The sequence below is a fragment of the Paenibacillus sp. NPDC058898 genome (genome assembly GCF_049316025.1).
Classification (GTDB): Bacteria; Bacillota; Bacilli; order Paenibacillales; family Paenibacillaceae; genus Paenibacillus_AQ.
In genome coordinates, this window is record NZ_JBMOSM010000005.1 from 172,446 (window position 1) to 185,250 (window position 12,805).

Sequence of the window (12,805 nt, forward strand, 5' to 3'; positions counted from 1 at the left end):
TATTTGACTAGCAGGCAGTTGACCGGAAAGAAAGGATCTCTCCCTTCGTGTTTGGCTCCCATTCAGAGGGGGATCCACCTGTCGCAGGGAAAGTCCAGCACTCCTCAGCTCATCACTATGATATCTTCAAAAAAACCACGGTCCCATGCACAAAGTGACATGGAGCCATGGCCTTTGAATACTTCAATTCCTACACATTGAAACGGAAGTGCATAACATCGCCGTCATTCACAACGTACTCTTTGCCTTCCAGGCGAAGCTGTCCGCGTTCCTTCGCGCCGTTCATCGATCCGGCCGCAACCAGATCATCGTAAGCTACGACCTCAGCACGGATAAAGCCGCGTTCGAAGTCGGTATGAATCACGCCAGCCGCTTGCGGAGCCTTCGTTCCTTTGCGGATCGTCCAGGCACGTACTTCCTGCACGCCTGCCGTAAAGTAGGTGTACAATCCCAGAAGACTGTAAGCCGCCTTGATCAGACGGTTCAAACCGGATTCCTCCAGCCCCAGCTCCTCAAGGAACATCGCTTTGTCCTCGCCCTCAAGCTCGGCAATCTCGGCTTCAACCTTCGCGCTGATCGGAACCACGAGTGCGTTCTCCGCAGCCGCGAAATCACGAACCTGCTGCACGAAAGGATTGCTGTCAGCTTCCGTAACGCCGTCTTCGCTCAGGTTAGCCGCGTACAGCACCGGCTTCAATGTCAGCAGGTGCAAATCACGAACAATCAGCTTCTCATCGTCGCTCAGTTCCACGCTGCGTGCCGGTTGATCGTTGTAAAGGGCTTCCTTCAGGCGCTCCAGCAGTTCTACTTCCTGAGCATACTGCTTATTGCCGCCCTTCATGTTCTTCTTCGCGCGATCGATCCGCTTCTCCACGCTGTCGAGATCCGCTAGGATCAGCTCCAGATTAATCGTCTGGATATCGCTGACCGGGTTCACTTTACCGTCAACGTGGGTAATGTTCTCGTCCTCAAAGCAGCGAACAACATGAACGATGGCATCCACTTCACGAATATGGGCAAGAAACTTGTTCCCAAGACCTTCCCCTTTGCTCGCCCCGCGAACCAAGCCCGCGATGTCCACGAATTCAAAAGCGGTCGGTACCGTTTTGTTCGGCTGAACCAGTTCGGTCAGTTTGTTGAGGCGCTCATCCGGCACTTCCACGACACCGACGTTAGGATCAATCGTACAGAACGGATAGTTGGCCGATTCGGCGCCCGCTTGCGTGATCGCATTAAATAATGTTGATTTGCCGACGTTTGGCAAACCGACGATTCCTGCTTTTAAAGCCATTTATGTGACAACTCCTTATTAGGTTTACTTCTTTATTTATAAGTATTACACAGCTTTGGTTCTTATCGCCGAAGCTACGAATCGCCAGCTAAACAATCTTATTAATTATAGCAGATACCCGATAGACTTCAACACGAATATACTGCCATCGTTGAATGTGATCCGGGCCCATCGCTCCGGCCATTTATGCACGAATCAGCCGGTTGGTAGACTTCAGCGCATCGATATTCCCTGCGCCGATTCCGAACATCGCCGTCCGCAGCTCCAACTCCACCTGGGCAAGCCGCTGATCCAGCGCTTCCACGGATTCGACTGCCGAGCCCAGGAGTCCACGCCCGTAGCCTGCCAGATCGGCGCCAAGCGAGAGCGCTTTAGCCGCATCAACGCCGCTCTGCAGCCCACCGCTGCCAATAAGCGCACAGGTTGGCGCAGCTTCGCGCACCTCCACGATACATTCCGCGGTAGGATTGCCCCAACCGGCGAAAGCCTCAGCCGCAGCGCGGCGAACCGGATCCGGGCTGCGAAATTTTTCAACCTGACTCCATGAAGTACCGCCCGCACCTGCCACGTCGATAAAGGCCGCCCCGATATTCAGCAGGCTCCGCGCCGTTTCACCATCGATTCCCCAGCCAACTTCTTTAATGCCAACCGGTACCGAAAGCGTACGGCACAGATCCTCAATTCGCCCAAGCAAACAGCCAAACCGGGTATTCCCTTCCGGCTGAAACACCTCTTGAAGTCCGTTTAAATGGAGAACCAGCATGTCCGCACCCGCGATATCCACCGCCCGCTGACAATCGTTAAGGCCAAAGCCATAGTTCAGCTGCACCGCTCCAAGGTTAGCGATAACCGGCACGCTCGGCGCACTCTCCCGGACACGGAAAGTAGAAGCAAGCTCTTCCTTCTCCACCGCGGCCCGAACGGAGCCTACCCCAAGTGCCCAGCCGCGCCGCTGCGCTGCTTCAGCTAAACGTCTGTTGATCTCTCCGGTAGCCTTGCTTCCGCCAGTCATGGAGCTGATTAGAAATGGTGTGCGTACGGAAAAATCAAGAAATGTTGTGTCCAGCTTAATATCTTCAAAGTCAATTTCCGGCAGTGCGGAGTGACGGAAGCGGTAACGTTCAAAACCGGTGGTTACTCCCACAGAGCCTACTTCCTCATTCAAGCATAAGCGTACATGCTCTATTTTCCGCTCGCCCGTGGGCACTTCCGGCATCAGCCTGCCCTCAAGTTTTTCCGATCCTCTGCCTGAAATGGTTTCAGCAGGTTTATCCGCAGTTTCTTTATATTCTGAATTCATCCCGTGCCTCCTTATCCACTTCACTCATCCCTTAAATAACTATATATAAGCATATCATTGGCACCACAGATTGTCTCAGCTCTGCATGATACGTACCTCTACAAGCTAAAATATAAACTCGGTGTTCACCCATTCTTACGCATGTATTGAAACTAACAAACCTCTCGACTATCATTCTACCCTGAGATCTTAGGAACAACCCGAAATCGAATACGATCCGAACTGCAGAAAATGGAGTGCGTCAGGACAGGTCATTCATGTTAATTAACGTTATACAACAGTAGCGATAGGAGGATGGGCTATCTTGGGTTTCCGCCAATTATTTCATACGCGCACTTCAGAAAATCAAAATACACCTCGTGAAGGAACAAAGCTTATACCAGGGAAACCTTCCAAAGGCTTCTGCATACGAAACACGATTTTAATTGGCCTGGCCCTTCTCATTCTCTGGCTTATCGGCGTGATGATTTATCAGACGCATAAGCCGCTGCCGAAGGGGATCTCTTATGAAAGCCCACTCTACCAGAGCGACGTTAAAATGTGGATCGACCTGACCTATCCCGGACCGGACGGTCAACCGATACATGATCGCGAAATCGGACCACGCATCGGTCAAATTATCGATGAATCCCGGAAGTTCCTGGTGATCGATATGTTTCTGTTCAATGGCTACACCCATAAAGGTCAGATATTCCCTGAAGTCAGCGAAGAACTCACTCATCTTCTGGTTGCCCATAAGAAGAAATATCCCGACATGGATATCTTCTTTATTTCCGATGAAGTCAATACCGGATATGGCTCCTATTCGCTGCCGGAATTCGAGGCCATGAAAGCAGCCGGGATTCATGTAATTATAACCGATGTCAACCGGCTTCGAGATTCCACGCCCATCTATTCCGCTGTATGGCGAACGTTCTTCCAGTGGTTTGGCCAGTCGGGCAGAGGGACACTCCCCAATCTGATGGCAAGCGAAGCACCCGATATTACGATCCGCTCCTATCTGAAGCTGCTGAATGTGAAGGCCAATCACCGTAAAATCGTCATCAGCGAGAACACTGCGCTGGTCACTTCGGCCAACATCCATGACGCCAGCGCGTTCCATTCGAACATTGCCTTCGAAACGAGTGGGGACATCATCGGGGATATGCTTGCAGCCGAACAAGCCGCCGTTAACCTTACAAGCCGAATCAAACTGCCGGAATATGAGCCAGACTCCAAGCCACACATGCAACCTTCTGGTCAAGCAAACGATGTTGATGTTCGTTATTTGACGGAAGGGAAAATTTATAAATATGTTCTGAAGGCCATTGAGCAATCACAGCCCGGGGACACGCTCTGGATGGGGATGTTCTATCTGGCCGACAGCAAAGTCATGGACCAGCTTCTTAAGGCCTCGGGCCGCGGCGTTGATATCCGCCTCATCCTGGATCCGAACCAGAATGCCTTCGGCCGGGACAAGATCGGCATCCCTAACCGTCCGGCTGCCGCTGAGCTCATCCAAAAATCCAAAGGCAACATCTCTGTTCGCTGGTACAACACCGGTACAGAGCAGTATCATACCAAGCTCATGTACATTGCCAAACCGACAGGCAAGTCTGTGATTACCGGTGGGTCAACCAACTTCACCCAGCGGAATCTGGCTGATCTCAATTTGGAAAACAACTTGTGGATAGACGCACCTAAGGATCACCCGCTTACCCGGGATCTGGACCGTTACTTTCATCGAATATGGTTCAACGAAGGCGCAGCCTTTAGTCTCGAAGTCGAGGCTTACCAAGGAAAAACGACATGGATGAAGGACATCCTGTTCAAACTGCAAAAATGGCTCGGTTTCACTACCTTTTAGAATTCTTTCAATATGATGTATGTATGCACATGAAGTGCCCGTATGTACCACGAGTTCCCCACCTCCACCGCATTACAGCAGAGGTGACATTAGCCGGGCGGCCGACTCCAGCAGCCGGGTCATGATTCTTTTTTTACGGGTATGATTGCGGTCGTACAGGATAGCGGATTCCTGGTCCTGCTCGAAGTCGGATACCAGCCTGCCTACGCTTTCCGTATGAACGAGTAAAGCATTAACCTCAAAATTAAGGTGGAAGCTCCGCATGTCCATGTTAGCCGTACCAATGGTTGCAACCTCGCCGTCAACGATTAGCAGCTTCGAGTGCATAAACCCTTTTTCATATTCATACACCCTTACCCCGGCATCCAGCAGAGCCGGAAAATAGGAATGAGAAGCCAGGAAGGGAAGCCATTTGTCCGGTTTTGACGGAAACAGAATCCGTACATCAAGACCGGACAAGGCAGCAACCCTGAGCGCGGTGAATATGTCTTCATCCGGTATAAAATATGGCGTAGCCAGCCATACCGACTTACGAGCCGACACAATCATGGAGAAGAAGATGTTCTTCAGGGCTCTTCGCTCATTGTCCGGTCCGCTTGCAATAATCTGGACGGCACCGGCACGGTTCTCCAGCAAGTCCGGTGAATAATAGATGGGTTCACTCGGCTGCTCACCTGTCATGTACTGCCAATCCTGGAGAAAGATAACTTGGAGCGTTCTGACAGCCTCTCCGCGAACAAGCATGTGGGTATCGCGCCAGAAACCGAATGCCTTGCTGCGGCTTAAATACTCATCCCCTACATTCAATCCGCCAACGAATCCGACACTCCCGTCAATAACAACGATTTTGCGATGATTGCGGTAATTCACGCGGCTCGTGAAAAATATCGTTTTGGGACTGCCGAATACGGCGACCTGTACACCAGCATCTCGCATCTCTTGCAAAAAGGAAGGCGGCAGCTGCAAACTGCCAACGGCGTCCACCATAAACCGAACGGCCACCCCCTCTTTTGCCTTCCGTATCAAAATTTCCTGGATCTGCGTTCCGATCGCATCCGGACGGTAAATGTAATATTCCATATGAATGTGATGCGCCGCTTGTTCCAGCTCCGCAATCAAGGCCGCAAAAGTCTCTTCCCCGTCGGTCAGCACCTTGGTATCGCTCGAGAAGGAAATCGGCGTGCGTGCAAGGCGGGTAGACAGTTGAAGGAGCTGCTGCACTTCGGGCTTAAAGCAGGAGATGTCTGGGGTGTTCTTCCGGAGCACTTCACTGGTATATACCAGCACGTCCTTCCGCGCCTTTTTATCGTATTTTCTCCGCTTGAAATAGTTCTGTCCGAACAAAAAATAAAAAACAAGCCCTACGATAGGGACAAGCGCCAAGAGCAGAATCCAGGCCAACGTGCTGGTGGGATGACGATTCTCCATAAAAATCATGAATCCGATGGATACTACGGTTAGCGTAGAGAATATCCCGATAATGGTCCCCGTCGTCTTCCCGAAATAATCCATGCCAAAATAATAAAACGCGAACAAAAGCGCGGTAATCAGTACAGCCTCTATTCCCTTTCTCATATCGTTTACCCCTTGTTCTTCATCGTTTCTGTCTCTATGTATGTACGATGCTGGTCACACCATATTCTACATGATCTCCCCCAGGAACTAAAGACTGTTCTCCTTCCAGCCGACAAGGCCTGATGCCCAAAAATAAAATATTGACAATGCAAACGCCATTTGTTAAAAATGTAACTAACGATCGTTAGTTAGGGGGAGTCTTATGAGTGCCGTCGACATTAAACAATCCGCCCTTGCCCAATTTGCCAAAAACGGTTACGAAGGGGCATCGCTAAAACATATTGCTGACGACTGCGGAATCAAAAAACCATCGATTTATGCCCATTTTTCCAGCAAAAAAGATTTGTTTCTGCAGGTGCTTCAGGACGTATTCCAGCGCCAAGAGGACTTAATGGTAGGCTATTTTCTCGACCATGCGGATTGGCCGCTGGAGCAGCAGCTGCACGGATTTCTTGAAAGCCGTCTCCAAGCTTATCGTATGGATGATGAAGTCCGGTTCTTCTTGCGGATGGCCTTCTTCCCGCCAAGCACGCTGTACGACGAAGTGATGGGGATGGTATATCCATTGCTGGACCAGCAGGAGGAGAACCTGTCCAAACTGCTTGCCGCAGGCTGCCCGGTTCACGGACGCATTATTCGTTATCCGCGTAAAGCCGCCATTGCCTACATGACCTTGCTGGACGGAATTCATCTGGAAACCGTATACGGCGGAGAAGAACGGGCCCTAAGACGGCTTGTGGCCGCTTGGCCCGTGTATTGGTTAGGGGTAACGAAACAGCGATATAACCACGAGAGTTAATGTCTCCTATTCTACGCATGCTAAAGGGGCTTAAGGAGAATAAGAATCGGTAAGTGAGGGGTTACTGTTATTTTCATAAAGGAGTGACAATCATAATGAATCGCAACTGGCTTTATGTACTGCTTGCTGGATTGGTTGAAATCATATGGGTGATGGGTTTGAAGCATTCCTCTAACACATGGGAATGGCTTGGAACCGTGGCCGCCATTACAGCGAGCTTTTATCTTATTATCGAGGCGGCCAAACGGCTGCCGGTCGGAACGGTATATGCCGTCTTCACGGGAATCGGCACAGCCGGAACAGTGGCTTCCGAAATGCTGTTCTTCGGAGAACCGTTTAAAGTGCTCAAGGTGCTTCTGATCTGCGTGCTGCTGGCAGGTGTGGTCGGACTTAAACTGATTACCAGCGATCATGCAGAAACGGAGGTGAGCAAGTAATGGCCTGGGTTGCTCTTGTATTTGCCGGATTATTTGAAATCGGCGGCGTTATCGGTATCAAAGGCGTGTCGGAACGTAAGGGATGGCGCTATGTACTGATTTTGGCATTATCTTTTGCCGCCAGTTTCTCCCTCCTCTCCTACGCCATGACCGTACTGCCTATGGGTACCGCTTATGCCATCTGGACGGGAATCGGAACGGCGGGCGGCGCGATCACCGGGATGTTCCTGTTCGGGGAACCCAAGGAGTGGCGGCGGGTGCTGTTTATTGCCATGATTCTGTGTTCGGCTGTCGGTCTGAAATTGATCAGTTAAATAATTTCAACAAATTTCATAGGTTTTCAGAACCCATGAAAAGGGACGACCGTAGTAAAGTTGAAACGGTCGTTCTTTTTCATATATAATAATTCTTGACCTCATGGTCAATCCAAGAACCGTAAAGTTCTCAAGCGAGGTGAGCTATTGATTGGCTGATAAAACGGCAGAAAAACGACAGCAAATACTCATCACTGCGATGCAGCTGTTTTCCGTGAAGGGCTCTTCGGTTACCTCCATGCAGGAAATCGCCGAAGTATGCGGGATGTCGAAAGGCAGCCTCTATCTTCATTTCAAATCCAAAGAGGAACTGGAAAAGAGCATTTACGAGCTTATCGCAAGCCGCATTAAAGATGAGATTCTCCGGGTCGACCACGATCCGCTGCTTGCACCTAAGGAGCAGCTGCGCAAGCAGACGGAAGTGCTTCTGGTCCATTTTCTGGAGATCCGGGAATTTCTCCTGAAGCAATTCCATGATCAGATGCCGCCGGGGAAACTGCCTTTTGACAAGGGAAACATGCGGCAGGAAATGCTCGCTGCATTGCAGTGGTTTAACAATAAGCTTAAAACCATTTATGGACCGGACGTAGAGCCGTATACGATGGAGATCGGCATGTTTATGGGCAGTATGCTCGGTTCTTATATCCGTTTCCTGTTCATGCCGGGATTTCATTTGAATGCAGGAATCATCGCTGATCATCAGATCCAGCTGCTGGATGATATTGTAGCCAGTATTCTGCGCAGACGGCCCGAACCCCTGATCCCGATGGAGGCGATTGGGCAATTGGGTCAATTATGCCAAACCGACATGCGCACGCAGCGTCACCCTCTCATTGTTATTAAGACGATGAAAAATGAGCTTAAGAGGATCCCGGTGGAGCCGGATGTCCGGGAAGATGCGATGGAGTCGCTCAATATTATGGAGAAGGAGCTGCTTGCCCTTCAGCCCAGCCGGGCCGTTCTGAAAGGAATGCTTGCCAACTTGGAGGGGATCGAGGACCTTGAAGCATTGTTTACGGAGCTCAAGAGCACCATTGTGACTGTACTCGAAAGCTATCTTACACCCGGTGGAATGATGAAGGGGAATTAGTCCAAGTTACAGACATAGAGTTTTGGAGAGGAGAGAGAATCGCCTAATGAAAGGAATTATCAATTTCTCGCTGCGCAACAAGTTTGCGATCTGGCTGCTGACCATCATCGTCAGCTTCGGAGGATTATACAGCGGACTGACGATGAAGCAAGAAACCATTCCGGATATTAACGTCCCGTTCTTAAGTGTTACCGCGATCTATCCGGGTGCAGCTCCTGAAGGTGTTGTGGAGGATGTTACCAAACCGCTCGAGACGAGACTCCGCAATATTGACGGCGTCAAAACCGTAACCTCCACTTCCATGGAGAATGCAGCCAATGTCATGGTTGAGTTTGATTATGGTAGTGATCTGGACAACGCTACGGCTGCTGTTCGTGAAGCCATTAACGAGGTAAAGCTGCCTGATGACGCCCAGAAACCTACCATATCCAAATTCAGCATGAGCTCCATGCCGGTTGTCTCCCTAAGTATTGCGAACAAAGACAATATGGCATTGGATGAATTGACACGCATCACAGAAAACGACATCGTTCCGGAGCTGGAGGATTTGGACGGAGTTGCTTCCATCCAGGTAGCCGGACAATTCGTGAACGAGGTACAGCTAAAGTTTAATCAGGACAAATTGAACGAGCTTGGCCTGACGGAGGATACCGTCAAAGGAATCGTGCAGGGTTCAGCGCTGTACGTTCCGCTCGGCATGTTCGAAATGGAAAAATCGCAGAAGGCCGTTGCTATTGATGGCGGCATCATCGGCATTGACGATCTGAAGAATATCGCTATTCCGGTTATTCCGGGTGGCGGCGGTGCAGATGCATCTGCCGGAGCTGGTGCTCCGAATGCCGGGACAGGTCAACAACCATCGCAGCAGCCTTCCGGTAATACAGCTGGGGCAGGCCAACAAGGCGCTCCTGGAACCGGTGCGGCTGCTGGCGGACCAAGCGGTGCTCCTGCCGTTCCGACCGGCATTCCAACAGTGAAACTCAGCGAGATTGCCAAGATTGAAGTTATCGGAACCTCGGAATCCATCTCCCGCACCAACGGGAAGGAATCGATCGGTATCCAAATCGTGAAAGCCAACGACGCCAATACGGTTGATGTTGTCAATCAGGTGAAAGACAAGGCCGAAGAATTGAGAGGTCTTTATCCTGGCATGGATCTGACAATCATGCTGGACCAAGGCAAGCCGATTGAAGATTCTGTTCATACGATGCTTTCCAAGGCATTATTCGGCGCACTGTTCGCCGTTCTGATCATTATGATCTTTCTGCGCAACATCCGTTCGACGATTATATCGATCATTTCGATCCCATTGTCCTTGCTGATTGCGGTTCTGTGCCTGAGACAAATGGATATCACCTTGAATATGATGTCGCTCGGTGCCATGACCGTTGCTATCGGCCGGGTTGTCGATGATTCGATCGTCGTTATCGAGAATATCTACCGGCGCATGTCCCTCTCGACCGAGAAGCTGACAGGCCGAGAGCTCATTAGTGCCGCTACACGTGAAATGTTTGTACCGATCATGTCTTCCACCATCGTAACCATCGCGGTATTCCTGCCGCTTACCCTGGTCAGCGGTATGGTCGGAGAGCTGTTCATGCCATTTGCATTGACGATGGTCTTTGCACTGCTCGCTTCCCTGGTCGTGGCGGTCACACTCGTACCCGCTATGGCGCACAGCCTGTTCCGCAAAGGCTTAAAGAACAAACAGGATCATGCAGAGAAACCGGGCGCAATGGCCCGCGGGTATCGTTCCATTCTGAAATGGACGCTAAATCACAAAGCCATCACATTCCTGGCAGCCATCGTGTTATTGGCAGGAAGCTTGTTCCTGACGAAGTACCTTGGAGTTAGCTTTATTCCTGAACAGGAAGACAAATATGCCATGGTCACTTATTCTCCTGAACCTGGCGTCATGCTGGAGGATGTAGAGGAACGCGCATTAAAAGCGGAGAAATTGATCCTCGATCAGCCTGGAGTTCAAACGATGCAGTACTCCATCGGCGGAAGCAACCCGCTTGGTATGGGATCAGCCAATTCCGGATTGTTCTATATTATGTATGACCCGGACACAAAAAACTTTGAAGATGTCAAAAAAGCGCTTGTCGAGGATCTTGCCAAGGAAGTACCGGATGGCACTTGGTCCAATATGGACATGGCGGCCGGCGGCTTTGGCGGCAGCCAGTTAACGGTTAACGTCTTTGGCGACTCTCTGGAGCAGATCAAGCCGGTGGCTGATCAAATCGCAGAACTCGCAAACAAGGATACTGCTACCTTCGACAATGCAAAGACCAGCTTGTCCGAAGCGTTCGAGCAGTATACGCTGGTTGCCGACCAAGAGAAGCTTAGCTCCCTTGGCCTGACAGCCGGACAATTGGCAATGAAGCTGTCTCCGGTACGGGAACGTCCAGTCTTGACCGAAGTCAAAATTGAGGACAAGACCTACAATGTTTACATTGAGACGGACAGCAAAACCTATAAGAGTATAAAGGAAATCGAGAACGAAACCGTCACCTCCCCACTCGGTATCGAAGTACCGATCAAGGATGTGGCCAAGGTGGAAAAAGGAACGACTCCAGACTCCATTATGCGCATCGACGGGAAAATGGTTGTGACCGTCACAGCCGACATCCTGTCCAGCGATGTAGGATCGGCCTCCACCAACCTGGAGACTGAAGTGAATAAGCTTGAGCTTCCAGACGGCGTATCCGTCCAATTCGGAGGCGTCACCGAGCAAATCAACGAAACCTTCGGACAGCTTGGACTCGCCATGCTGGCAGCCATCGCGATTGTATACTTTGTGCTTGTGGTTACATTCGGTGGCGGTCTCGCACCGTTCGCCATCCTGTTCTCGCTGCCGTTCATTGTCATCGGAGCCATTATCGGCTTGCTCGTCACAGGCGAGACACTGAATGTGTCTGCACTCATGGGCGTACTCATGCTGATCGGTATCGTCGTGACCAATGCGATTGTATTGATCGACCGCGTAATCCATATGGAGCGCGAAGGAATGAGCACACGCGAAGCCCTGCTTGAAGCCGGCGCTACCCGTCTTCGTCCAATCCTGATGACGGCACTCGCAACGATCGGCGCTCTTCTGCCTCTCGTATTCGGTTGGGAGAGCAGTGCAGGCATCATCTCGAAAGGTCTCGGCATTACGGTTATCGGCGGTCTGATCAGTTCGACGCTGCTCACGCTCGTGGTGGTACCTATCGTGTACGAGTTCCTGATGAAGTTCAGCAAGAAAAGAATCGAAGATTAAGTAGAACAGCAAAGCCCCGGTTTCCTATAATAGGAGATCGGGGCTTTTTTTGATGACTATGATGTTGACGACTATGATGTTGTCTTGCTCGCTAATGTACCAGCACAGCCTCCCTGGAATGCTTCCACGTCTTCAGCATGCTCAGATCCTGTGCGAGGAATTCCTCCAGCAGACTGAATAACGACTGATAAAGCGGACTTTCCGTGGATCCTTTCAGATCCTTGCAGAGGGACGGCACCCATGACAACAGATGCTCCTCCAGAAACTTCTCTTGAACCTCCATCAATTGCAGCATGCTATGTTCACAATACGTATTGTTCAGCATACGGTCATGAAGCAGTGTCATAAATTCCAGTTCAATGGCTATATGATCGTCCGCTTCCCCGTGCAGTTTATTAAAGGCAATACCGACGGATGCATAACAATCGGCTAAATCCTGAGCGCATCCATCCTTCGTATAATGAGACTCTGCTGCCTGACGCTGTTTGGACTGCTGAAGCAATCGGCGGTATTCCGCCCCTTCATATTCGCAAATCCGAACCAATTCCTCAGGTGAGCGTCCACATAAATATGTCATCAGTTCCGTACCAGCCTTCGAACACTCCGCAGCTTTGCTAATTCCACTTCCGCGGCTCCATTCCGCAATCATAGACAAGCTGGGCCAATTGCCCAAAAAATCAATCAGCAGCTCGTAGACCGTCCCCCGGTTTTCAAGCCATCTGTGACAGACGTCAGGCACCTCCAAAGTTTGAACAGGTGATATCGCCATATCGAACCTCCTATTGGTAACCTTTCTTGTTGGATGTGATATCCTTGACAGTATATCTTAGATGAACGCCTAATGAAAGCAGCTAGAAGTGATTTCCGAAAATTTCGGAAAAATCAGGAAAC

General features: G+C 50.5%; 10 protein-coding genes. 6 read left to right on the plus strand and 4 right to left on the minus strand.

All coding sequences use genetic code 11. The annotated features are described in order from the left end of the window. Positions 1-190: 190 nt before the first annotated feature. On the minus strand, positions 191-1,291 hold the full coding sequence (gene ychF / locus ACOZB4_RS15680) for a redox-regulated ATPase YchF (protein ID WP_076323963.1): 1,101 nt from the start codon (positions 1,289-1,291) through the stop codon (positions 191-193). Positions 1,292-1,475: 184 nt separating this feature from the next. Continuing rightward, entirely contained in the window at positions 1,476-2,591 is a 1,116-nt protein-coding gene (fni, locus tag ACOZB4_RS15685; protein ID WP_379409702.1) for a type 2 isopentenyl-diphosphate Delta-isomerase, read from the minus strand. A gap of 304 nt (positions 2,592-2,895) precedes the next feature. Between fni and ACOZB4_RS15690 the strand changes: the two genes are divergently transcribed. Continuing rightward, on the plus strand, positions 2,896-4,437 hold the full coding sequence (locus tag ACOZB4_RS15690; protein WP_379409705.1) for a phospholipase D family protein: 1,542 nt from the start codon (positions 2,896-2,898) through the stop codon (positions 4,435-4,437). A 72-nt stretch (positions 4,438-4,509) separates the two neighbouring features. Here the strand turns inward: ACOZB4_RS15690 and cls are convergent, their stop codons facing one another. Continuing rightward, positions 4,510-6,012: a cardiolipin synthase gene (gene cls, locus ACOZB4_RS15695; protein WP_339268520.1), complete on the minus strand. Its 1,503-nt coding sequence runs from the start codon at positions 6,010-6,012 to the stop codon at positions 4,510-4,512. Between the two features lie 202 nt (positions 6,013-6,214). Here cls and ACOZB4_RS15700 point away from each other — a divergent pair, with 202 nt between their 5' ends. The 5 genes from ACOZB4_RS15700 to ACOZB4_RS15720 all read left to right on the plus strand — a co-directional run bounded on the left by ACOZB4_RS15700 (position 6,215) and on the right by ACOZB4_RS15720 (position 11,914). Beyond that, complete coding sequence (locus ACOZB4_RS15700) at positions 6,215-6,811, plus strand: TetR/AcrR family transcriptional regulator (RefSeq protein WP_379409710.1); 597 nt, start codon at positions 6,215-6,217, stop codon at positions 6,809-6,811. 95 nt (positions 6,812-6,906) lie between these two features. Then, positions 6,907-7,248, plus strand: coding sequence for a DMT family transporter (locus ACOZB4_RS15705; RefSeq protein ID WP_379409713.1), 342 nt, complete (start codon positions 6,907-6,909; stop codon positions 7,246-7,248). After that, a complete protein-coding gene (locus tag ACOZB4_RS15710) occupies positions 7,248-7,562 on the plus strand; it encodes a DMT family transporter (RefSeq protein WP_076323958.1) in 315 nt (104 codons plus the stop codon). The genes ACOZB4_RS15705 and ACOZB4_RS15710 overlap by 1 nt, the downstream gene beginning before the upstream one ends. 151 nt (positions 7,563-7,713) lie before the next feature. After that, complete coding sequence (locus ACOZB4_RS15715; protein WP_379409718.1) at positions 7,714-8,652, plus strand: TetR/AcrR family transcriptional regulator; 939 nt, start codon at positions 7,714-7,716, stop codon at positions 8,650-8,652. Between the two features lie 46 nt (positions 8,653-8,698). After that, the gene (locus ACOZB4_RS15720; RefSeq protein WP_379409722.1) at positions 8,699-11,914 is read left to right on the plus strand and encodes an efflux RND transporter permease subunit; all 3,216 of its coding nucleotides are present in this window, start codon (positions 8,699-8,701) and stop codon (positions 11,912-11,914) included. A gap of 91 nt (positions 11,915-12,005) precedes the next feature. On the opposite strand, the gene ACOZB4_RS15725 is transcribed toward ACOZB4_RS15720, so the two are convergent. Then, positions 12,006-12,683 (minus strand): TorD/DmsD family molecular chaperone, encoded by a 678-nt coding sequence (locus tag ACOZB4_RS15725; RefSeq protein WP_076323955.1) that lies wholly within the window; start codon positions 12,681-12,683, stop codon positions 12,006-12,008. Positions 12,684-12,805: the final 122 nt, after the last annotated feature.

Bases quoted from the DNA above. Each gene is read 5' to 3' on its own strand.
- ychF (WP_076323963.1), bottom strand. From the start codon at position 1,291: ATGGCTTTAAAAGCAGGAATCGTCGGTTTGCCAAACGTCGGCAAATCA.
- fni (WP_379409702.1), bottom strand. From the start codon at position 2,591: ATGAATTCAGAATATAAAGAAACTGCGGATAAACCTGCTGAAACCATT.
- cls (WP_339268520.1), bottom strand. From the start codon at position 6,012: ATGAGAAAGGGAATAGAGGCTGTACTGATTACCGCGCTTTTGTTCGCG.
- ACOZB4_RS15700 (WP_379409710.1), top strand. From the start codon at position 6,215: ATGAGTGCCGTCGACATTAAACAATCCGCCCTTGCCCAATTTGCCAAA.
- ACOZB4_RS15705 (WP_379409713.1), top strand. From the start codon at position 6,907: ATGAATCGCAACTGGCTTTATGTACTGCTTGCTGGATTGGTTGAAATC.
- ACOZB4_RS15710 (WP_076323958.1), top strand. From the start codon at position 7,248: ATGGCCTGGGTTGCTCTTGTATTTGCCGGATTATTTGAAATCGGCGGC.
- ACOZB4_RS15720 (WP_379409722.1), top strand. From the start codon at position 8,699: ATGAAAGGAATTATCAATTTCTCGCTGCGCAACAAGTTTGCGATCTGG.
- ACOZB4_RS15725 (WP_076323955.1), bottom strand. From the start codon at position 12,683: ATGGCGATATCACCTGTTCAAACTTTGGAGGTGCCTGACGTCTGTCAC.